General features: G+C 58.6%; 19 protein-coding genes, 1 pseudogene and 1 other annotated feature. Of the genes and pseudogenes, 14 read left to right on the plus strand and 6 right to left on the minus strand.

Going from position 1 to position 20,831, the window contains the following annotated elements:
• Nucleotides 1-32: 32 nt before the first annotated feature.
• Genes serB through nadR form a run of 3 tightly spaced genes read left to right on the plus strand, consistent with a single transcriptional unit; the run spans nt 33 to nt 3,665 of the window.
• Nucleotides 33-1,004 carry a phosphoserine phosphatase gene (serB, locus tag RTM13_RS14000; RefSeq protein WP_312212591.1) on the plus strand — a complete coding sequence of 324 codons (972 nt, stop codon included), beginning with the start codon at nt 33-35 and terminating at the stop codon, nt 1,002-1,004.
• A gap of 10 nt (nt 1,005-1,014) precedes the next feature.
• A complete protein-coding gene (gene radA / locus RTM13_RS14005) occupies nt 1,015-2,397 on the plus strand; it encodes a DNA repair protein RadA (RefSeq protein WP_312212592.1) in 1,383 nt (460 codons plus the stop codon).
• A 35-nt stretch (nt 2,398-2,432) separates the two neighbouring features.
• Complete coding sequence (nadR, locus tag RTM13_RS14010) at nt 2,433-3,665, plus strand: multifunctional transcriptional regulator/nicotinamide-nucleotide adenylyltransferase/ribosylnicotinamide kinase NadR (protein WP_312212593.1); 1,233 nt, start codon at nt 2,433-2,435, stop codon at nt 3,663-3,665.
• Between the two features lie 114 nt (nt 3,666-3,779).
• On the opposite strand, the gene ettA is transcribed toward nadR, so the two are convergent.
• Nucleotides 3,780-5,447: an energy-dependent translational throttle protein EttA gene (gene ettA, locus RTM13_RS14015; protein ID WP_154058586.1), complete on the minus strand. Its 1,668-nt coding sequence runs from the start codon at nt 5,445-5,447 to the stop codon at nt 3,780-3,782.
• A 208-nt stretch (nt 5,448-5,655) separates the two neighbouring features.
• On the opposite strand from ettA, the gene sltY reads away from it, so the two are divergent.
• Together sltY and trpR are read left to right on the plus strand one after the other, a co-directional pair.
• The gene (gene sltY / locus RTM13_RS14020; RefSeq protein ID WP_409456046.1) at nt 5,656-7,590 is read left to right on the plus strand and encodes a murein transglycosylase; all 1,935 of its coding nucleotides are present in this window, start codon (nt 5,656-5,658) and stop codon (nt 7,588-7,590) included.
• Nucleotides 7,591-7,643: 53 nt separating this feature from the next.
• A complete protein-coding gene (trpR, locus tag RTM13_RS14025; RefSeq protein WP_312212595.1) occupies nt 7,644-7,967 on the plus strand; it encodes a trp operon repressor in 324 nt (107 codons plus the stop codon).
• Here the strand turns inward: trpR and yjjX are convergent.
• On the minus strand, nt 7,964-8,479 hold the full coding sequence (gene yjjX, locus RTM13_RS14030) for an inosine/xanthosine triphosphatase (protein ID WP_312212596.1): 516 nt from the start codon (nt 8,477-8,479) through the stop codon (nt 7,964-7,966). The genes trpR and yjjX overlap by 4 nt on opposite strands.
• A gap of 54 nt (nt 8,480-8,533) precedes the next feature.
• Here yjjX and gpmB point away from each other — a divergent pair, with 54 nt between their 5' ends.
• Entirely contained in the window at nt 8,534-9,181 is a 648-nt protein-coding gene (gpmB, locus tag RTM13_RS14035) for a 2,3-diphosphoglycerate-dependent phosphoglycerate mutase GpmB (protein ID WP_312212597.1), read from the plus strand.
• On the opposite strand, the gene robA is transcribed toward gpmB, so the two are convergent.
• Entirely contained in the window at nt 9,178-10,047 is an 870-nt protein-coding gene (gene robA, locus RTM13_RS14040) for an MDR efflux pump AcrAB transcriptional activator RobA (protein ID WP_312212598.1), read from the minus strand. The two genes, gpmB and robA, sit on opposite strands and share 4 nt — an antisense overlap.
• A 209-nt stretch (nt 10,048-10,256) precedes the next feature.
• On the opposite strand from robA, the gene creA reads away from it, so the two are divergent.
• Entirely contained in the window at nt 10,257-10,727 is a 471-nt protein-coding gene (gene creA, locus RTM13_RS14045; RefSeq protein WP_312212599.1) for a protein CreA, read from the plus strand.
• A gap of 56 nt (nt 10,728-10,783) precedes the next feature.
• Here the strand turns inward: creA and arcA are convergent, their stop codons facing one another.
• Nucleotides 10,784-11,500 carry a two-component system response regulator ArcA gene (gene arcA / locus RTM13_RS14050; protein ID WP_312212600.1) on the minus strand — a complete coding sequence of 239 codons (717 nt, stop codon included), beginning with the start codon at nt 11,498-11,500 and terminating at the stop codon, nt 10,784-10,786.
• Nucleotides 11,501-11,595: 95 nt separating this feature from the next.
• Between arcA and yjjY the strand changes: the two are divergent.
• From yjjY to RTM13_RS14085, 7 genes and pseudogenes are all read left to right on the plus strand, one after another.
• Nucleotides 11,596-11,738: pseudogene (yjjY, locus tag RTM13_RS14055) on the plus strand (protein YjjY).
• 400 nt (nt 11,739-12,138) lie between these two features.
• Entirely contained in the window at nt 12,139-12,837 is a 699-nt protein-coding gene (locus RTM13_RS14060) for a tRNA/rRNA methyltransferase (protein ID WP_312212601.1), read from the plus strand.
• 198 nt (nt 12,838-13,035) lie between these two features.
• Entirely contained in the window at nt 13,036-13,104 is a 69-nt protein-coding gene (gene thrL / locus RTM13_RS14065; RefSeq protein WP_103818806.1) for a thr operon leader peptide, read from the plus strand.
• Nucleotides 13,043-13,160, plus strand: a sequence feature (Thr leader region). Its footprint overlaps the gene before it by 62 nt.
• A gap of 24 nt (nt 13,161-13,184) precedes the next feature.
• Nucleotides 13,185-15,647, plus strand: a complete 2,463-nt coding sequence (gene thrA, locus RTM13_RS14070) for a bifunctional aspartate kinase/homoserine dehydrogenase I (protein ID WP_312212602.1) — start codon at nt 13,185-13,187, stop codon at nt 15,645-15,647.
• Between the two features lies 1 nt (nt 15,648).
• Complete coding sequence (gene thrB / locus RTM13_RS14075; protein ID WP_312212603.1) at nt 15,649-16,578, plus strand: homoserine kinase; 930 nt, start codon at nt 15,649-15,651, stop codon at nt 16,576-16,578.
• A gap of 3 nt (nt 16,579-16,581) precedes the next feature.
• Nucleotides 16,582-17,868: a threonine synthase gene (thrC, locus tag RTM13_RS14080; protein WP_312212604.1), complete on the plus strand. Its 1,287-nt coding sequence runs from the start codon at nt 16,582-16,584 to the stop codon at nt 17,866-17,868.
• A 224-nt stretch (nt 17,869-18,092) separates the two neighbouring features.
• Complete coding sequence (locus tag RTM13_RS14085) at nt 18,093-18,389, plus strand: DUF2502 domain-containing protein (protein WP_312212605.1); 297 nt, start codon at nt 18,093-18,095, stop codon at nt 18,387-18,389.
• A 43-nt stretch (nt 18,390-18,432) separates the two neighbouring features.
• Here RTM13_RS14085 and yaaA read toward each other — a convergent pair whose 3' ends face one another.
• Nucleotides 18,433-19,206 carry a peroxide stress protein YaaA gene (yaaA, locus tag RTM13_RS14090; RefSeq protein ID WP_312212606.1) on the minus strand — a complete coding sequence of 258 codons (774 nt, stop codon included), beginning with the start codon at nt 19,204-19,206 and terminating at the stop codon, nt 18,433-18,435.
• 94 nt (nt 19,207-19,300) lie between these two features.
• On the minus strand, nt 19,301-20,731 hold the full coding sequence (locus RTM13_RS14095; RefSeq protein WP_312212607.1) for a sodium:alanine symporter family protein: 1,431 nt from the start codon (nt 20,729-20,731) through the stop codon (nt 19,301-19,303).
• Between the last annotated feature and the right edge of the window lie 100 nt (nt 20,732-20,831).

A 20,831-nucleotide genomic window follows, 5' to 3' on the forward strand; every position in this document is an offset into this window, starting at 1 on the left:
GTTTGGCCGCACGTGTTTTTACAGGAGCTTTAATGTCTAACAGTTTAACCTGGCGCGACCTGCCCGAAGCCGTCTCTCAGTGGCCTGGGCTGCCGCTCTCTTTAAGCGGCGACGAGGTGATGCCGCTCGATTATCACGCGGGTCGCAGCGGCTGGCTGCTCTATGGCCGCAGCCTGGATAAACAGCGCCTGACGGCGTATCAGCGCTCGCTCGGCGCGGCGATGGTGATCGTCGCGGCCTGGTGCGTCGAGGATTATCAGGTGATCCGCCTGGCTGGCTCGCTGACACCGCGGGCGACGCGTCTGGCGCACGACGCCGGTCTGGACGTTGCGCCGTTGGGTAAGATCCCGCACCTGCGCACGCCGGGCCTGCTGGTGATGGACATGGACTCCACCGCGATCCAGATCGAGTGCATCGATGAGATCGCCACGCTGGCGGGCACCGGGGAGATGGTCGCCGAGGTGACCGAGCGGGCGATGCGCGGCGAGCTGGACTTTACTGCCAGCCTGCGCAGCCGCGTTGGCACCCTCAAGGGGGCAGACGCCAGCATTCTGCACCAGGTGCGCGACGGCCTGCCGCTGATGCCGGGCCTGACCCAGCTGGTTCTGAAGCTGGAAACGCTGGGCTGGAAGGTGGCTATCGCCTCCGGCGGCTTCACCTTCTTTGCCGACTACCTGCGCGACAGGCTGCGCCTGACCGCCGCCGTAGCGAACGAGCTGGAGATTGTTGATGGCAAGCTGACCGGCCACGTAGTGGGCGACATTGTGGATGCCCAGTACAAGGCGGCCACGCTGCTGCGCCTGGCGCAAGAGTATGATATTCCGCTGGCACAGACCGTGGCGATCGGCGACGGTGCCAACGATCTGCCGATGATCAAATCGGCGGGGCTGGGGATCGCCTATCACGCGAAACCCAAAGTGAATGAGAAGACGGAAGTGACTATCCGTCACGCTGATCTGATGGGCGTTTTCTGTATCCTGTCGGGCAGCCTGAACCAGAACTAACGAGGTAAACGTGGCGAAAGCTCCAAAACGCGCATTTGTCTGTAATGAATGCGGTGCGGATTATCCGCGCTGGCAGGGGCAGTGCAGCGCCTGTCATGCCTGGAACACCATCACCGAGGTGCGCGTTGCGGCGTCCCCGACGGTTGCGCGCAACGAGCGGCTGAGCGGCTATGCCGGCAACGCAGGCGTCTCGAAGGTGCAGAAGCTGTCAGAGATAAGCCTGGAGGCGCTGCCGCGCTTCTCCACCGGCTTTAAAGAGTTTGACCGCGTGCTGGGCGGCGGTGTCGTACCGGGCAGCGCGATCCTGATCGGCGGTAACCCAGGGGCAGGCAAGTCCACGCTGCTGCTGCAAACCCTGTGCAAGCTCTCCGAAAACATGAAGACGCTGTACGTCACCGGCGAGGAGTCGCTCCAGCAGGTCGCCATGCGTGCGCACCGTCTGGGGCTGCCGACCAACAACCTGAACATGCTCTCCGAGACCAGCATCGAGCAGATCTGCATGATTGCTGACGAAGAGCTGCCGAAGCTGATGGTGATCGACTCGATCCAGGTGATGCACATGGCGGATATCCAGTCGTCGCCGGGCAGCGTGGCCCAGGTACGTGAGACGGCAGCCTACCTGACGCGCTTCGCCAAAACGCGCGGCGTCGCAATCGTCATGGTCGGCCACGTCACCAAAGACGGCTCGCTGGCCGGGCCGAAGGTGCTGGAGCACTGCATCGACTGTTCGGTACTGCTGGACGGCGACGCTGATTCGCGCTTCCGTACCCTGCGCAGCCATAAGAACCGCTTCGGTGCGGTAAACGAGCTAGGCGTCTTTGCGATGACCGAGCAGGGCCTGCGTGAGGTCAGCAACCCGTCAGCCATCTTCCTCAGCCGGGGCGACGAGGTCACCTCCGGCAGCTCGGTGATGGTGGTCTGGGAGGGCACCCGTCCGCTGCTGGTCGAGATCCAGGCCCTGGTGGATCAGTCGATGATGTCTAACCCGCGCCGCGTGGCGGTGGGGCTGGAGCAGAACCGGCTGGCGATCCTGTTGGCAGTGCTGCACCGCCACGGCGGATTGCAGATGGCGGATCAGGATGTCTTTGTGAACGTCGTCGGTGGGGTGAAGGTCACCGAGACCAGCGCCGACCTGGCGCTGCTGCTGGCGATGGTCTCCAGCCTGCGCGACCGCCCGCTGCCGGACGATCTGGTCGTGTTTGGCGAAGTCGGGCTGGCCGGTGAGATCCGCCCGGTGCCCAGCGGTCAGGAGCGTATCTCCGAGGCGGCGAAGCACGGCTTCCGCCGGGCTATCGTCCCTGCCGCCAACGTACCGAAAAAACCACCGGCCGGGATGCAGGTGTTTGGCGTGAAAAAACTTGCCGATGCGCTAAGCGTGTTTGACGACTTATAATTACCACTACGATTTTGCAGGAGGCACCGTAATTTATGTCGTCATTTGACTATCTGAAAACCGCCATCCGCCAGAAGGGCTGTACGCTACAGCAGGTGGCGGAGGCGAGCGGTATGACCAAGGGCTACCTGAGCCAGCTGCTTAACGCCAAGATCAAAAGCCCCAGCGCGCAGAAGCTCGAAGCGCTGCACCGCTTCCTCGGACTGGAGTTTCCCCGGCTGCAAAAAAACATCGGCGTAGTGTTTGGCAAATTTTACCCGCTGCACACCGGCCACATCTACCTGCTGCAGCGCGCCTGCAGCCAGGTGGACGAGCTGCATGTGATTATGGGCTACGACGAGACGCGCGATCGCGCCCTGTTTGAAGAGAGCGCCATGTCCCAGCAGCCCACGGTGCCCGATCGCCTGCGTTGGCTGTTACAGACCTTTAAGTACCAGAAGAATATCCGCATCCACGCCTTCAACGAGGAGGGGATGGAGCCGTATCCGCACGGCTGGGACGTCTGGAGCAAAGGCATCAAAGCCTTTATGGATGAGAAGGGGATCCAGCCCAACTGGATCTACACCTCCGAAGAGGCCGATGCCAAGCAGTATGAGAAGCATCTCGACATCGAGACGGTGCTGATCGATCCGAAACGTACCTTTATGAACATCAGCGGCGGGCAGATCCGCGCCAACCCGTTCCGCTACTGGGAGTATATCCCCACCGAGGTGAAGCCCTTCTTCGTGCGAACGGTAGCGATCCTCGGCGGCGAGTCGAGCGGCAAGTCGACGCTAGTGAATAAGCTCGCCAATATCTTCAATACCACCAGCGCCTGGGAGTACGGGCGTGACTATGTCTTCTCCCATCTTGGCGGCGATGAGATGGCGCTTCAGTACTCCGACTACGACAAAATCGCCCTCGGCCAGGCGCAGTACATCGACTTTGCGGTGAAGTACGCCAACAAGGTGGCCTTTATCGATACCGATTTCGTCACCACTCAGGCCTTCTGCAAAAAGTATGAGGGACGCGAGCACCCGTTTGTACAGGCGATGATTGACGAATACCGCTTCGACCTGGTGATCCTGCTGGAGAATAACACCCCGTGGGTTGCTGACGGCCTGCGCAGCCTTGGTAGCTCGGTGGATCGCAAAACCTTCCAGACCATGCTGGTCTCTATGCTTAATGACAACGGGATCGACTTTATCCACGTCGAAGAGTCAGACTATGACGGGCGCTTCCTGCGCTGCGTGGAGCTGGTGAAAGAGATGATGGGCGAGCAGGGGTAAAGCTGCTCGCAGTTGACGCTCGCATTGCCGGGTGGCGGCTTCGCCTTACCCGGCCTACAAACCGTGCAAAACCGTAGGCCGGGTAAGCGCAAGCGCCACCCGGCATCAAGGTGCTTACTTAGAGATACGTTTGTACTTGATACGCTTCGGCTCCAGCGCGTCTGCGCCGAGGGTGCGTTTCTTATACTCTTCGTACTCGGTGAAGTTACCTTCAAAGAACTCGACTTTACCCTCGTCCTGGTAGTCCAGAATGTGGGTCGCGATACGGTCGAGGAACCAACGGTCGTGCGAGATGACCATCGCACAGCCCGGGAACTCCAGCATGGCGTTTTCCAGCGCCCGCAGGGTTTCGATATCCAGGTCGTTGGTCGGTTCATCGAGCAGCAGCACGTTACCGCCAACCTGCAGCAGCTTCGCCAGGTGCAGACGGCCACGTTCACCACCGGACAGCTCGCCTACGCGTTTGCCCTGATCGACGCCTTTAAAGTTAAAGCGGCCCACGTAGGCGCGGCTTGGCATCTCGGTGTTGCCGATCTTCATGATATCCAGCCCGCCGGAAACCTCTTCCCACACGGTTTTGCTGTTGTCCATCGCGTCACGGAACTGATCCACGGAGGCCAGCTTCACGGTTTCACCCAGGGTGATGGTGCCGCTGTCAGGCTGTTCCTGACCGGACATCATGCGGAACAGGGTGGATTTACCCGCGCCGTTCGGACCGATGATGCCAACAATCGCCCCTTTCGGTACCGAGAAGCTCAGATCGTCGATCAGCACACGGTCGCCGTAGGATTTACGCAGGTTGCTCACCTCAACGACTTTATCCCCCAGACGTGCGCCAGGCGGAATAAACAGTTCGTTGGTTTCGTTACGCTTCTGGTATTCGGTGTTGTTCAGCTCTTCAAAGCGGGCCAGACGGGCTTTGCCTTTAGACTGACGGCCTTTGGCACCCTGACGCACCCACTCCAGCTCTTTCTCAATGGATTTACGGCGCGCCGCTTCCTGAGAGGCTTCCTGGGCCAGGCGCTGATCTTTCTGCTCCAGCCAGGAGGAGTAGTTACCCTCCCACGGAATGCCTTCGCCACGGTCAAGCTCAAGGATCCAGCCGGCAACGTTATCGAGGAAGTAACGGTCGTGGGTGATCGCCACCACGGTCCCTTCGAAGTCGTGCAGGAAGCGCTCCAGCCAGGCCACGGACTCGGCGTCCAGGTGGTTGGTAGGTTCGTCGAGCAGCAGCATGTCTGGTTTTTCCAGCAGCAGGCGGCACAGCGCCACGCGGCGGCGTTCACCCCCGGAGAGCTTATCCACTTTGGCATCCCAGTCCGGCAGGCGCAGGGCGTCAGCGGCGCGCTCCAGCTGCACGTTCAGATTGTGGCCGTCGTGGGCCTGGATGATCTCTTCAAACTTGCCCTGCTGGGCCGCGAGCTTATCAAAGTCAGCGTCCGGCTCAGCGTACTTGGCGTATACCTCGTCGAGGCCTTTCAGGGCGTTCACCACCTCGGCCACGGCTTCTTCAATGGATTCGCGCACGGTGTGCTCTGGGTTCAGCTTCGGCTCCTGCGGCAGGTAGCCGATTTTCAGGCCTGGCTGTGGGCGGGCTTCACCTTCGATGTCGGTATCGATGCCGGCCATAATGCGCAGCAGGGTGGACTTACCCGCACCGTTGAGACCGAGGACGCCAATTTTTGCGCCCGGGAAGAAGCTCAGCGAGATATTTTTCAGAATATGACGTTTCGGCGGAACCACTTTGCCGACACGATGCATGGTATAAACGAATTGAGCCACGTTGGACTTCGCCTCTTTTATCGTAATGTGAATGGTACTCAGCTGCCGAGTGTAGCCGTTTTTGGGGTGCAATCCCAGCCAGCTGCGTCACGAGTGTTAAATCAGACTCAAAAGTAAAAAAGTGTCCAGCGCGTGGCGGATTGCGAAATGCCTGGTTAGCATGAATGGGTTATGCGCCAACAAACTTATTTATATGGAGAAAGTGCCTGTGAATGCAAAACCTGTCGCCTGGCGACTGCTGGCCGTCGGCTGCTGCATGCTGACGGTGAGCGGCCTGGCACGCGCTGACTCGCTCGATGAGCAGCGAAACCGCTATGCACAAATCAAGCAGGCGTGGGATAACAAGCAGATGGACGTTGTGGCGCAGCTGATGCCGGGGCTGAAGGACTATCCTCTCTACCCCTATCTGGAGTACCGCCAGATCAACGACGACCTGATGAACCAGCCGGCGGTTGCGGTGACCAACTTTATACAGGCCAACCCGACGCTGCCGCCCGCCCGCAATCTGAAGTCGCGCTTTGTTAACGAGCTGGCACGCCGGGAAGACTGGCGCGGTCTGCTGGCCTTCAGCCCGGATAAACCGGGAACGACGGAAGCGCAGTGCAACTACTACTATGCCAAATGGAACACCGCCCAGCCCGATGCGGCGTGGGAAGGCGCAAAGACGCTCTGGCTGACCGGCAAGAGCCAGCCCAACGCCTGTGACCGGCTGTTTGGCGCCTGGCGCGCCTCCGGCACACAGGATCCGCTGGCCTTCCTTGAACGCATCCGGCTGGCGATGAAGGCGGGCAATACCCGCCTTGTTACCGTGCTGGCGAACCAGATGCCCAGCGAGTACCAGACCATCTCCAGCGCCGTCATCGCCCTGGCAAACGATCCCAACAGCGTTCTGACCTTTGCCCGCACCACTGGCGCGACCGACTTTACCCGGCAGATGGCCCAGGAGGCGTTTGAGAGCGTTGCCCGCCAGGACGTGGAGAACGCCCGTCTGATGATCCCATCGCTGGCCTCGGCGCAACAGCTCAATGAGGATCAGACTCAGGCGCTGCGGGATATTGTCGCCTGGCGGCTGATGGGCAACGACATTACCGAGGAGCAGGCGCGCTGGCGTGACGACGCTATCATGCGCTCTCAGTCAACGACGCTGGTGGAGCGCCGGGTGCGGCTCGCCTTGGGCGCAGGCGATCGCCAGGGCCTCAATACCTGGCTGGCCCGCCTGCCGATGGACGCTAAAGAGAAAGACGAGTGGCGCTACTGGCAGGCGGATCTGCTGCTGGAGCGCGGGCGCGAGGAAGAGGCCAATACTATTCTGCGCAATCTCATGAAGCAGCGCGGATTCTATCCGATGGTGGCGGCGCAGCGCCTCGGCGAGGAGTACCAGCTCAAGATCGACAAAGTGTCGGGCGAGCCGGATCCCCAGCTGGTGCAGGGTGCAGAGATGGCGCGGGTACGCGAGCTGATGTACTGGGGCCTCGACAATACCGCGCGCAGCGAGTGGGCCAATCTGGTGTCCAGCCGCACGCCGCAGGAGCAAGGGCAGCTGGCGCGCTACGCCTTCGATCGCCAGTGGTGGGATCTGAGCGTGCAGGCGACTATCGCCGGCAAGCTGTGGGATCAGCTCCAGGAGCGCTTCCCGCTGGCCTGGCACGATCTCTTTGAACGCTACACCAGCGGCAAAGATATTCCCCAGAGCTACGCGATGGCGATTGCCCGCCAGGAGAGCGCCTGGAACCCGAAGGTGCGCTCACCGGTAGGGGCGAGCGGCCTGATGCAGGTGATGCCGGGCACGGCAACGCATACGGTGCAGATGTTCAATATTCCGGGCTACAGCGATCCTTCCCAGCTGCTGGATCCGCAAACCAATATTGATATTGGTACCAGCTATCTGCAGTACGTCTTTAACCAGTTTGGTAACAACCGCATCTTTGCGTCAGCGGCCTATAACGCCGGGCCGGGACGGGTACGGACGTGGCTGGGTAACAGCGCCGGACGCATCGACGCGGTCGCCTTTGTCGAGAGTATTCCCTTCTCGGAGACGCGGGGCTACGTGAAGAACGTGCTAGCCTATGATGCCTACTACCGTTACTTCCTCGGCGGGAAACCGACGCTGCTGACCGCCACGGAGTGGGGCCGTCGTTACTGATCCGGCGGTTTGTGTTATGCTGTTGTACTCGTCAACGAGTATGGCAGCCTAACATGACCCAGCAATCACCTTATTCAGCAGAAGTAGCCGAACAGCGTCATCAGGAGTGGTTGCGCTTCGTCGACCTGCTTCAGCACGCCTACGATCAGGATCTGCACCTGCCGCTGCTTAACCTGATGCTCACCCCCGACGAGCGCGAAGCGCTGGGCACGCGGGTACGCATTATTGAAGAGCTTCTACGCGGTGAAATGAGCCAGCGGGAGCTTAAAAACGAGCTGGGCACCGGCATCGCTACCATTACCCGCGGCTCTAACAGCCTGAAGGCCGCCCCGCCGGAGCTGCGCCTGTGGCTGGAGAAGGTGCTGCTGAAGGGCTAGCGGTAGGCCGGGTGGTGAAACGGGCTGAGGGCCAGGATCACTGCCTGATGGTAGACGCTGCTTCGCGTCAGCACGCCATGGGTGAAGATGCCGATAGCCCCCTCTTTACGTCCGATCTCATTGATGCCGGTCACCTCTGACATCACCGGCCCGAGCGCCTCCCCGGCGCGTACCCGGCTAAGTATCGCCGCCGGCAGCGGCAGGGTGGCGGAACGCGCTTCGCCGCGCTGCTCCCGGCTCTCAATCACCACCCAGCTAAAGGTGCTGTCCTCATCTATCCCCGCCTCGATGGCCACCCAGAAGTCGGCATCGGGACGCGCCTGACGAGCGTTGATCGCGCGATTACGTGCGCCAGCCCGCGTTTCTGCACTGCCAAGCGGCTGTTCTGGCACGCCGCTCTCGACGGCCACGGACTCGATATGGCAGGATCCTTCGCCGAAAATCTCGCTAAACGCGTGCAGAATCGCCTTAATTTTGGCGGGATTAGTGGTAGCTGAGACAACATGGTGCATAATCTAAACAACTCAGATAAAAAAATTGTCATCGCAGTATAACGGATAAAAAGCATGTTACAGGTATACCTTGTTCGCCACGGTGAAACGCAGTGGAACGCCGAGCGTCGTATTCAGGGGCAGTCAGACAGTCCGTTGACGGCCAAAGGGGAGCAGCAGGCGCGACAGGTGGCCGAACGCGCGAAAGCGCTGGGGATCACCCACGTTATCGCCAGCGATCTGGGCCGCACGCAGCGCACGGCGGAGATTATTGCCGACTACTGCGGGTGTGAGATTACGCTGGATGCCCGCCTGCGCGAGCTGGATATGGGCGTACTGGAGCAGCGCCCCATTGAGTCGCTGACCGAGGAGGAGGAGCAGTGGCGTCGCCAGCTGGTCAATGGCACCTCTGATGGCCGGATCCCCGATGGAGAGTCGATGCAGGAGCTGAGCGAGCGTATGCACAATGCGCTGGCCACCTGCCTCGAACTGCCGGAGGGTAGCCGTCCGCTGCTGGTCAGCCACGGTATGGCGCTGGGCTGTCTGGTGAGCACCATCCTCGGCCTGCCGGCCTGGGCGGAGCGTCGTCTACGCCTGCGCAACTGCTCTATCTCGCGTATCGACTATCAGCAAAGCCCGTGGCTGGCCTCAGGCTGGGTGGTAGAGACGGCGGGGGACGTATCGCATCTTGATGCCCCCGCGCTGGACGAACTGCAGCGTTAACGACGCACAGGGACCAGATATTCGCAGCGGATATACATCGGCGGCGTCTGGTTCCTGGCTTCGTCACGCGGGAAGAAACGCTCGATATCCAGCCCCTTGCGCCGGGTCAGGTTGAGCATCGGCATACAGGTGCCGTAAATGGTTAAGATAAACTGCTGCAGCTCGGTGCCCGGACCCTCGTAGGTAAACATGACGTACTCTCCGCTCTGCAATACCAGCGGAAAGGCACCCTGTAGGTGGCCGTTAGCCATATCCGGCGTAACGGCGGTGGTGTAGAACACCTCCTGCTCATCATCCTTCTCCAGGCTGGGGCGCGGCTCGTGCAGGCCGTACAGCTCAGCGGGCAGGGTAGGCGAGTTGCCTAAAAACTCACGCCAGAACTGGATCCGCATCTCATGCCGGAAGGCGGAAATCTCTTCCAGCGAGCAGCTGTAGCTCTGGGTGATCCCCATCAGTGGCGTTTCAGGCAGGGTAATAAACTCATGTTTTGGCAGAGCGAACTCGCCCAGACGCAGCGGGGGACGGATGCCCGTCGCGCTCCAGTCAGGGGAGCGGCGATAGAGCGCGGGCGTCAGGCCAAACTGTTTCTTAAACGCACGGGTAAAGGTTTGCTGTGAATCGAAACGATACTGGAGCGCAATATCGAGGATCGGGCGGGCGGTCAGGCGCAGCGCTACGGCGGATTTCGAGAGTCGCCGCGCGCGGATATAGGCCCCAATGGCCAGGCCAGTGACGTCCTTAAACATTCTTTGCAGATGCCACTTGGAATAACCTGCTTTGATCGCCACATTATTCAGAGCCAGCGGTTGATCAAGATGATCCTCCAGCCAGTTGAGTAGATCGCGAATAATCCCAGCCTGATCCATACAGTGTCCTCATCCTTAAAACAGTCGTACCCGGTAGCAGGGCTGTGCGAATAATATCATTCCCTGCTATTTTAGCATTCAGTGTTTTTTTTGAGTAAGCGTGCGCTTTAGGCCATTAACACGCAAAAAATTTTAATTGCCTGAATCCTAACCGTTTATTTTGGCAGGCAAAATAGTAACACAACGTAATATTCAAAGATGGTAACAATATGAAATACAAGTGCTTAGCAGTAATCTTCGCGCTGGGCCTCGCTGGCCAGGCCGCACAGGCTGAAGAGATTGGGTCGGTTGATACCGTCTTTAAAGTCTTCGGACCGGATCACAAAATCGTGGTTGAAGCCTTTGACGATCCCGATGTGAAAAATGTGACATGCTATATCAGCCGGGCAAAAACGGGCGGTATTAAGGGCGGGTTAGGGCTGGCCGAGGATACCTCTGATGCAGCTATCTCCTGTCAGCAGGTAGGGCCGATTGAGCTGAGTGAGAAGGTGAAAAGCGGGAAGGCCCAGGGAGACGTGGTGTTCCAGAAACGCACCTCGCTGGTCTTTAAGAAGCTACAGGTAGTGCGCTTCTACGACGCAAAACGCAACACGCTGGCCTACCTTGCGTACTCCGATAAGGTAGTCGAAGGTTCGCCGAAAAACGCATTAAGCGCCGTGCCGATTATGCCGTGGCATTAATGTGTGACCGTAGGCCGGGCAAACGCAGTGCCGCCCGGCATTACAGTGACTAAGCCTTACTCCTGCAGATCGCCGCAGAAGCGGTAGCCTTCGCCGTGAATGGTGGCGATGATCTCTGGCGTATCCGGCGTGGATTCGAAGTGCTTACGAATACGACGGATGGTCACGTCAACGGTACGGTCATGCGGCTTCAGCTCGCGGCCGGTCATCTTCTTCAGCAGATCGGCACGGGTCTGGATCTTGCCCGGATTTTCGCAGAAGTGCAGCATGGCGCGAAACTCGCTGCGCGGCAGTTTGTACTGTTCACCATTCGGGCTGACCAGCGAGCGGCTGTTGATATCCAGCTCCCAGCCGTTAAATTTGTAGCTGTCGACGCTGCGGCGCTCTTCACTCACCGTGCCCAGATTCATGGTGCGGGAGAGCAGGTTGCGTGCGCGGATGGTCAGCTCGCGTGGGTTAAACGGTTTGGTGATGTAATCGTCCGCGCCAATCTCGAGGCCGAGGATCTTATCGACTTCGTTATCACGGCCTGTCAGGAACATCAGGGCGACGTCTGCCTGTTCGCGCAGTTCACGCGCCAGCAGCAGGCCATTTTTGCCCGGCAGGTTGATATCCATGATCACCAGGTTGATATCGTTATCAGAAAGAATCTGATGCATTTCAGCGCCATCAGTCGCTTCAAAGACATCGTATCCTTCTGCTTCGAAAATGCTCTTCAGCGTGTTGCGAGTAACTAACTCGTCTTCAACAATAAGAATGTGCGGGGTCTGCATGTTTGCTACCTAAATTGCCAACTAAATCGAAACAGGAAGTACAAAAGTCCCTGACCTGCCTGATGCATGTCGCAAATTAACATGAACGGCGTAACATGACTAAAGTACGTAATGGCGTTCTTGATGCACTTTCCATCAACGTCAACAACATCATTAGCTTGGTCGTGGGTACATACTCCCTCTGGACCCGACAGTGTCAAAAACGGTTGTCATCCTACCCATTTTAACAGCAACATAACAGGTTAAGACGCTCCGGACACCCAATAAAACTACGGTTCGTTGACATATATCAAGTTCAATTGTAGCACGTTAACAGTTTGATGAAATCATCGCATCTTATTACTAGCTTTTATAACAACTTTTCAATAAACAGGTAGTTACAGATGCTAATTAATAAATTTGCTGAATCCACCACCGGATCGCCCTCTTCATGCAGATTATCATGATTAAACATAGGGATAATCCTGTTCTGTTAACATACTGTCAGCTAATTAACCCAGTAAACAGTGTAGTAATTTTTAAGCTTTACCTGACACAAATTCAGTGATTTCTGTTACGTTTTTGTAAATTTGTGATGCGTAATAACTTGATGTCGATTGTCTTTTTACCCCGTCACGGGGCACACCAGAGAGTAACCCATGCGTGTATCAATAGTACTAGTTTCACCCGCCAGGCCTGAGAACGTCGGCGCGGCGGCCCGGGCCATGAAGACCATGGGGTTTAGCGATCTACGCATTGTGGACAGCGAGGCGCACCGGCAAGAGAGCGCGCGCTGGGTTGCTCACGGCTCTGGCGATATAATTGATAACGCAGCGGTTTATCCTACTCTTGCCGCTGCCCTGGCCGACGTCGATTTTACGATTGCCACCACCGCCCGCAGCCGGGCAAAATTTCACTACTACGCCACGCCAGCCGAACTGGTGCCGCTGCTTGAAGAGAAGAGCCAGTGGATGAGCCATGCTGCGCTGGTGTTTGGTCGGGAAGATTCAGGCTTAACTAACGATGAGCTGGCCCTCGCCGATATCCTTACCGGTGTGCCTATGGTGGCCGACTATCCGTCGCTGAATCTCGGCCAGGCGGTGATGGTTTACTGCTATCAGTTAGCGTCGTTAATGCAACAGCGCCACGAGCCGGCAGTAGCCCATGGCGAAGCGCAGCTTAAGGCGCTGCGTCTGCGGGCGCGGTCGCTGCTGGACAAGCTGGAGGTAGCGGATGACGTCAAACTTGCTGACTGGCTGGATCAGCGGCTGGGTCTGTTTGAGCAGCGAGATACGGCAATGCTGCACCGTTTGCTACACGATATCGAAAAAAACTCACAGAATAAAACGCTGCCATAGCTTATTGTTATGGCGGAAGAGGCTGATATCGCTTTTTCTGCTGGCAAGAGTGCGGAGGAAAGTACGGCCAACGTAGCGCGACCTGCGCGGGTGATGAAAAGGGCAAAAAGCAAAAATTCATTGACTCAGGCAGGGATATACTTTAACCGTATAGCTATACAAGACAGACAGATAAAAATTACAGAGCACACAACATCCATGAATCGCATCAGCACGCTGACAATTATTACCACCACCACCATTACCACAGGTAACGGTGCGGGCTGACGCGTACAGGAAACACAGAAAAAAGCCCGCACCTGAACAGTGCGGGCTTTTTTTTCGACCAAAAATCAAGGGGTAATACCATGCGAGTGTTGAAGTTCGGCGGTACGTCAGTGGCAAATGCAGAACGTTTTCTGCGTGTTGCCGAAATTCTGGAGAGCAATGCCAGGCAGGGGCAGGTTGCGACCGTGCTGTCTGCCCCGGCCAAAATTACCAACCATCTGGTGGCGATGATTGAGAAGACCATCGGTGGCCAGGATGCCGTACCCAACATCAGCGACGCGGAGCACATTTTTGCCGACCTGCTTGCAGGCCTGGCCGACGCCCAGCCCGGTTTCCCCCTTGTCCGGCTGAAGCAGTTGGTTGAGCAGGAGTTCGCGCAGATCAAACACGTTCTGCACGGCATCAGCCTGCTGGGCCAGTGTCCGGACAGCATCAACGCCGCCATCATCTGCCGGGGAGAAAAACTCTCCATCGCCATTATGGCCGGGCTGCTGGAGGCCCGAGGGCACAAGGTCTCGGTTATCGACCCGGTGGAAAAACTGCTCGCCGTGGGCCATTACCTTGAATCCACCGTTGATATCGCTGAGTCTATCCGCCGCATCGCCGCCAGCCAGATCCCCGCAGACCATATGATCCTGATGGCGGGCTTCACCGCCGGTAATGAGAAGGGTGAGCTGGTAGTGCTGGGGCGTAACGGCTCTGACTACTCTGCCGCCGTGCTCGCCGCCTGCCTGCGCGCCGACTGCTGTGAGATCTGGACCGACGTTGACGGCGTCTACACCTGCGATCCGCGCCAGGTACCCGATGCCCGGCTGCTGAAGTCGATGTCCTACCAGGAGGCGATGGAGCTCTCCTACTTCGGCGCGAAGGTGCTGCATCCACGCACCATTACCCCTATCGCTCAGTTCCAGATCCCCTGTTTGATTAAAAATACCGGTAACCCGCAGGCACCCGGTACGCTGATTGGTGCCACCTCTGACGATGACGGTTTGCCGGTTAAGGGCATCTCTAACCTCAATAACATGGCGATGTTTAGCGTCTCCGGCCCCGGCATGAAAGGGATGGTCGGAATGGCGGCGCGGGTGTTTGCCGCCATGTCGCGCGCCGGGATCTCGGTGGTGTTGATTACCCAATCCTCATCTGAATACAGCATCAGCTTCTGCGTCCCGCAGGCCGACTGCGCCCGTGCGCGCCGGGCGCTGGGAGATGAGTTCTATCTCGAGCTGAAAGAGGGACTGCTGGAGCCGCTGGCGGTGATGGAGCGGCTGGCAATTATCTCCGTCGTCGGCGACGGTATGCGCACCCTGCGTGGTATTTCGGCGAAATTCTTTGCCGCGCTGGCCCGCGCCAATATCAACATCGTGGCGATTGCCCAGGGCTCCTCCGAGCGCTCAATCTCGGTGGTGGTCAGCAACGATGACGCCACCACCGGCGTGCGTGTTACCCATCAGATGCTGTTTAATACCGACCAGGTGATTGAGGTATTCGTGATTGGCGTCGGCGGCGTCGGCGGCGCGCTGCTGGATCAGCTCAAGCGTCAGCAGAGCTGGCTGAAGGGCAAGCATATCGATCTGCGGGTCTGCGGCGTGGCAAACTCAAAGGCGCTGCTGACCAACGTGCATGGCCTGAACCTTGAGAACTGGCAGGCGGAGCTGGCAGAAGCGAAAGAGCCGTTCAACCTGGGACGTCTGATCCGCCTGGTAAAAGAGTATCATCTGCTCAACCCGGTGATCGTTGACTGTACCTCCAACCAGGCGGTGGCCGATCAGTATGCCGACTTCCTGCGTGAAGGCTTCCATGTAGTCACGCCGAACAAGAAAGCCAACACCTCATCGATGGATTACTACCACCAGCTGCGTCACGCCGCCGCCGGGTCGCGTCGCAAATTCCTCTACGACACTAACGTTGGAGCAGGGCTGCCGGTCATTGAAAACCTGCAAAACCTGCTTAACGCCGGGGATGAATTACAGCGATTCTCCGGGATCCTGTCCGGGTCACTCTCCTTTATTTTCGGTAAGCTGGACGAAGGGATGAGCCTCTCGGAGGCGACCGGCATTGCACGGGATCTGGGCTATACCGAGCCGGATCCACGAGACGATCTCTCCGGCATGGACGTGGCGCGCAAGCTGCTGATCCTTGCCCGTGAGACGGGCCGCGAGCTGGAGCTGACCGATATCGTTATCGAGCCGGTGCTGCCAGCAAGCTTTGACGACAGCGGCGACGTAAGCAGCTTTATGGCCCGCCTGCCGCAGCTCGACGACGCCTTTGCCGCACGTGTGGCGAAAGCGCGCGATGAGGGTAAAGTGTTGCGCTACGTTGGCAATATCGAAGAGGATGGCGTCTGCCGGGTGAAAATTGCCGAGGTAGACGGCAACGATCCGCTCTATAAAGTGAAAAACGGTGAGAACGCGCTGGCGTTCTACAGCCACTACTATCAACCGCTGCCGCTGGTGCTGCGCGGTTACGGTGCGGGCAACGATGTGACGGCGGCGGGCGTTTTTGCCGATCTGCTGCGCACCCTCTCATGGAAGTTAGGAGTTTAACATGGTGAAAGTGTATGCCCCGGCCTCCAGCGCCAATATGAGCGTTGGCTTCGACGTGCTCGGGGCGGCGGTAACGCCGGTGGATGGCTCCCTGCTGGGCGACGTCGTCACGGTGGAGGCGGCCGACCGTTTTAGCCTGCATAACGTGGGGCGCTTTGCGGATAAGCTGCCCCCGGAGCCGCGGGAAAATATTGTCTACCAGTGCTGGGAGCGTTTCTGCCAGGAGCTGAATAAAACCATTCCGGTGGCCATGACGCTGGAAAAAAATATGCCGATTGGCTCGGGGTTAGGCTCCAGCGCCTGCTCTGTGGTCGCCGCGCTGGTGGCGATGAACGAGCACTGCGGCAAGCCGCTCAACGATACGCGCCTGCTGGCGCTGATGGGCGAGCTGGAGGGACGCATCTCCGGCAGCATTCATTACGATAACGTGGCTCCCTGTTTCCTCGGCGGCATGCAGCTGATGATCGAAGAGAACGGCATTATCAGCCAGCAGGTGCCAGGCTTTGATGAGTGGCTGTGGGTGCTGGCCTATCCGGGGATCAAGGTCTCCACGGCCGAGGCGCGGGCGATTCTACCCGCGCAGTATCGCCGCCAGGACTGCATCGCCCATGGCCGGCACCTGGCCGGGTTTATTCACGCCTGCTACTCTCGTCAGCCGCAGCTGGCTGCGAAGCTGATGAAAGACGTGATTGCCGAGCCGTACCGTGCCCGCCTGCTGCCGGGCTTTAAAGAGGCGCGTCAGGCGGTGGCAGAGATTGGCGCGCTGGCGAGCGGTATCTCCGGATCGGGGCCGACGCTGTTCGCGCTCTGTGATAAGCCGGACACCGCGCAGCGCGTAGCAGACTGGCTGGGTAAACACTATCTGCAGAATCAGGAAGGCTTCGTTCATATTTGCCGGCTGGATACAGCGGGCGCACGCGTACTGGGATAATTAATGAAACTCTACAACCTTAAAGATCACAACGAGCAGGTCTCCTTTGCCCAGGCGGTTACGCAGGGGCTGGGTAAGCAGCAGGGGCTTTTCTTCCCTCACGATCTGCCCGAGTTCAACCTGACTGAAATCGACGCGATGCTGGAGCAGGATTTCGTCAGCCGTAGCGCAAAGATCCTCGCGGCCTTCATTGGCGATGAGATCCCGCAGGAGCTGCTGGAAGAGCGCGTGCGCACGGCCTTTACCTTCCCTGCGCCGGTGAGCAAGGTCGAAGATGATATCGGCTGTCTGGAGCTGTTCCACGGCCCAACGCTGGCGTTTAAAGACTTCGGCGGCCGCTTTATGGCGCAGATGCTGACCCACATCAGCGGCGATAAGCCAGTAACCATTCTCACCGCCACCTCCGGGGATACCGGCGCGGCCGTGGCTCATGCCTTCTACGGCCTGAAAAACGTGCGCGTAGTGATCCTCTATCCGCAGGGCAAAATCAGCCCGCTGCAGGAGAAGCTCTTCTGCACGCTGGGAGGCAATATCGAGACGGTCGCTATCGACGGTGACTTTGACGCCTGCCAGGCGCTGGTCAAGAAAGCCTTTGATGATGAAGAGCTGAAGCAGAAGCTGGGGCTGAACTCGGCAAACTCGATCAACATTAGCCGCCTGCTGGCGCAGATCTGCTACTACTTCGAGGCGGTGGCGCAGCTGCCGCAGGAAGCACGTAACCAGCTGGTGATCTCCGTACCGAGCGGTAACTTTGGCGATCTCACCGCTGGCCTGCTGGCAAAATCGCTGGGCCTGCCGGTGAAGCGCTTTATTGCTGCTACTAACGCCAACGACACCGTGCCGCGCTTCCTGCAAGCGGGGGAGTGGAGCCCGAACGCGACCCTGGCGACCCTCTCCAACGCCATGGACGTCAGCCAGCCGAACAACTGGCCACGCGTGGAGGAGCTGTTCCGCCGCAAGATCTGGCGTCTGAACGAGCTGGGCTATGCCGCCATCGATGATGAGGTGACCAAAGCCACCATGCTGGAGCTGAAAGAGAAGGGGTACCTCTCCGAGCCGCACGCGGCAGTGGCCTACCGTGCGCTGCGCGACCAGCTGAATCCGGGCGAGTACGGCCTGTTCCTCGGTACTGCACATCCGGCGAAGTTTAAAGAGAGCGTCGAAGCAATCCTTGGCGATACGCTGGATCTGCCCGCCGCGCTGGCGGAGCGTGCGGATCTGCCGCTGCTCTCCCACAGCCTGCCGGCTGATTTTGCTGCCCTGCGCGAGCTGATGATGCAAAAAGCGTAATAGCAGTCGCTAATTTGTAGGCCGGGTAAGCGGAGCGCCACCCGGCTTTTTTTATGCCCAAATATGAAGAAAATGTGCAGGAATCTTGCAGAGAAAAAGCAGGAATTCCCAATAAATGCGGTAACTTACAGATTAGGATTGCAGAGAATAACAACTCGGTAACGGATTACGTAATCTCTTTACATCAGCCCGTAACGGGCCACAAAAGAAGTAAGGAGTTACCCATGTTGAAGCCCATTTTAAAACCTCTGATCCTCGCTCTCTCTATGCTGGCCGTAGCGCCAATGGCGGCCCAGGCGGCAGAGCTAACCCTGCTACCGTCAGTGAAACTGCAGATTGGCGATCGCGACAAAGGCGGCAACTACTGGGACGGCGGCCACTGGCGTGACCACAGCTACTGGAAAAAACACTACGAGTGGCGGGAAAACCGCTGGCAGCCGCACCGCCCGGACCGTCGTGACTTTAATCATCACGATAATGGCCGCCATCTGGGCCATGGTCCGGACCGTCACCACCACTAATTACGACGGCGTCGCAGGCCGCTTAGCGCTCGCGACGCTGCTTTTAACGTTCGCTACGCTTAAAGACCAGCTCGTTCTTTTTCGACGTTTCTTCATCAAAGACGTAGCCATCCACATCAAACGCCTTGAGCTGCTCCGGCGTCGTCAGGCGGTTTTCAATAATGTAGCGGCTCATCAGCCCACGCGCTTTCTTGGCATAGAAACTGATCACCTTAAAGGTACCGTTTTTCTCATCAAGGAAGACCGGTTTCACGATCTCGCCAGCAAGCTGCTTCGGCTTCACCGCCCGGAAGTACTCATCCGACGCCAGGTTAACGATAATGTTATCCCCCTGCGCCGCCAGCGCTTCGTTGAGCGTTTGGGTAATGGTCTCGCCCCAGAACTGATACAGATCGCTACCTTTCGGGTTTTGCAGGCGAATACCCATCTCCAGACGGTAGGGCTGCATCAGATCGAGCGGGCGCAGCACGCCGTAGAGGCCTGAGAGCATCCGCAAGTGCTGCTGCGCGAAGGTAAAATCGTCGTCGCTGAAGGTCTCGGCCTGCATACCGGCATAGACATCGCCCTTAAAAGCCAGGATAGCCTGACGGGCATTGTCGGGAGTGAAGTCTGGCTGCCAGTCGTGAAAACGGGTGGCGTTAAGATCGGCCAGCTTATCGCTGATGCCCATCAGGGTTTTGATTTGCGGCGCGGAGAGCTGACGGGCAACGTCAATCAGCTGCTGGGCGTGATCCAGCAGCACCGGCTGCGTATGGCGCTGAGTGGCCAGCGGGCTTTGGTAATCCAGCGTCTTGGCCGGCGAGATTAGGATCAGCATGTCCACTCCTTAGGGAAAATGTGCGCAGACGTTAGCAAAAAACGGACTTTAACAAAAAAAGCGCCTGCGTTGATCGATAGTTGTGATTGCCATCTTAACGATCCGGCAGGTTATCCCACGCACCTGGAGCCAGCTGGCGTTGAATCTCCGGATAGCGTTGGGGATTAAACACTGGCCGCACCCCCAGCCTGCGCTGACGCAGATAGTCATTAGCGATAATCCGCACCACGGGGGACAGCAGCAGAATGGCGCTGAGGTTTACAATCGCTATTAGCGCCATCACCACGTCTGCCAGCTGCCAGACCATCGGCAGGCTTAACAGCGATCCGGTCATCACCATCAGCAGCGTACCGGCGCGCAGCAGCCAGAGGTTGCGTTTGCTGTGCAGGCGCAGAAAAATCAGGTTATTTTCGGCATAGATGTAGTTCACCACGATGGTGGTAAAGGCAAACAGCGCGGTAATCACCGCAACGAACCCGGCGGCCCAGCTGCCAGTCAGGGAGACCATCGCCTGCTGCACCAGCTCAATGCCGTTGAGGGGAGTGTGCGCCGCCGCCTCGTCGGCCAGCAGGACGATAAGCGCGCTGGCGGTACAGACGATAATAGTATCGGTAAAGACGCCAATCATCTGGACGATCCCCTGGGCAGCCGGATGCGGAGGCCAGGAGGCCGCTGCTGCCGCCGCATTAGGCGTCGTGCCCATGCCCGCCTCGTTCGACAGGATGCCGCGCTGAAAGCCGCTGGTCAGCGCCTGGCTGACGGTGTAGCCGAGCGCGCCTGCCGCCGCCTCGTGCCAGCCGAAGGCACAGCGGAAGATGGCGTTGACGATGCCGGGGAGCTGCTCAACGTGCCAGGCGCTGATCAGCAGGCTGGCGAGCACCCATACCAGCGTCATAGCCGGAACCAGCCACTGCATCATGCGGGCAACGCCGCGAATGCCGCGCATAATCGCCAGTAGGGTGGTGACAGCTAAAAGTATGCCGCTGAGCAACTCTGGTATTCCCCAGGCGTAGCGCAGGGCGTGGGCTACAGAGTTGGACTGGACGGTGTTGAAAATGAGACCGTAGACCAGCAGCAGGAAGAGGGCAAACACGATGCCCATCCAGCGCATGCCCAGGCCGCGGGTAATGTACCAGGCGGGGCCGCCGCGAAACTGGTTATTTTCATCGCGCTCTTTATAGAGCTGCGCCAGCGCGCACTCGGCAAAGGCGGTGGCCATGCCGATCAGCGCGGAGATCCACATCCAGAAGACCGCGCCCGGCCCCCCGGCGGAGATCGCCAGTGCCACGCCCACCAGGTTGCCGCTGCCGACGCGCGCAGCGAGGCTGGTGCAGAGCGCCTGGAAAGAGGTTAGCCCGCCAGGCTGGGGCGTCACGCTGTTTTTCAGACTCTTGCCGACGTGGCGCAGATAGCGGAACTGAATGAATCCACTGCGTACGGTAAACCAGATCCCTGCTCCCATAAGCAGGTAGATCATCACCGAACCCCACAGTATTTCGTTGATAAACAGGAAAAAATCTGGCATTCACATTCCTCTTGTTCATGCCGCTAAGCCAGTGTAAACGCTGCCATTTTGTGGCGGCGTAACGCGTCGTTGACCGAGTCTACCATACTCCAGGTTTGGG

This window comes from Pseudescherichia sp. (assembly GCF_031979925.1).
Classification (GTDB): domain Bacteria; phylum Pseudomonadota; class Gammaproteobacteria; order Enterobacterales; family Enterobacteriaceae; genus Pseudescherichia.

Bases quoted from the DNA above. Each gene is read 5' to 3' on its own strand.
- gpmB (WP_312212597.1), top strand. From the start codon at position 8,534: ATGTTACAGGTATACCTTGTTCGCCACGGTGAAACGCAGTGGAACGCC.
- nadR (WP_312212593.1), top strand. From the start codon at position 2,433: ATGTCGTCATTTGACTATCTGAAAACCGCCATCCGCCAGAAGGGCTGT.
- RTM13_RS14085 (WP_312212605.1), top strand. From the start codon at position 18,093: ATGTTGAAGCCCATTTTAAAACCTCTGATCCTCGCTCTCTCTATGCTG.
- RTM13_RS14095 (WP_312212607.1), bottom strand. From the start codon at position 20,731: ATGCCAGATTTTTTCCTGTTTATCAACGAAATACTGTGGGGTTCGGTG.
- yaaA (WP_312212606.1), bottom strand. From the start codon at position 19,206: ATGCTGATCCTAATCTCGCCGGCCAAGACGCTGGATTACCAAAGCCCG.
- yjjX (WP_312212596.1), bottom strand. From the start codon at position 8,479: ATGCACCATGTTGTCTCAGCTACCACTAATCCCGCCAAAATTAAGGCG.
- trpR (WP_312212595.1), top strand. From the start codon at position 7,644: ATGACCCAGCAATCACCTTATTCAGCAGAAGTAGCCGAACAGCGTCAT.
- creA (WP_312212599.1), top strand. From the start codon at position 10,257: ATGAAATACAAGTGCTTAGCAGTAATCTTCGCGCTGGGCCTCGCTGGC.
- RTM13_RS14060 (WP_312212601.1), top strand. From the start codon at position 12,139: ATGCGTGTATCAATAGTACTAGTTTCACCCGCCAGGCCTGAGAACGTC.
- thrC (WP_312212604.1), top strand. From the start codon at position 16,582: ATGAAACTCTACAACCTTAAAGATCACAACGAGCAGGTCTCCTTTGCC.
- serB (WP_312212591.1), top strand. From the start codon at position 33: ATGTCTAACAGTTTAACCTGGCGCGACCTGCCCGAAGCCGTCTCTCAG.
- robA (WP_312212598.1), bottom strand. From the start codon at position 10,047: ATGGATCAGGCTGGGATTATTCGCGATCTACTCAACTGGCTGGAGGAT.
- thrB (WP_312212603.1), top strand. From the start codon at position 15,649: ATGGTGAAAGTGTATGCCCCGGCCTCCAGCGCCAATATGAGCGTTGGC.
- thrA (WP_312212602.1), top strand. From the start codon at position 13,185: ATGCGAGTGTTGAAGTTCGGCGGTACGTCAGTGGCAAATGCAGAACGT.
- arcA (WP_312212600.1), bottom strand. From the start codon at position 11,500: ATGCAGACCCCGCACATTCTTATTGTTGAAGACGAGTTAGTTACTCGC.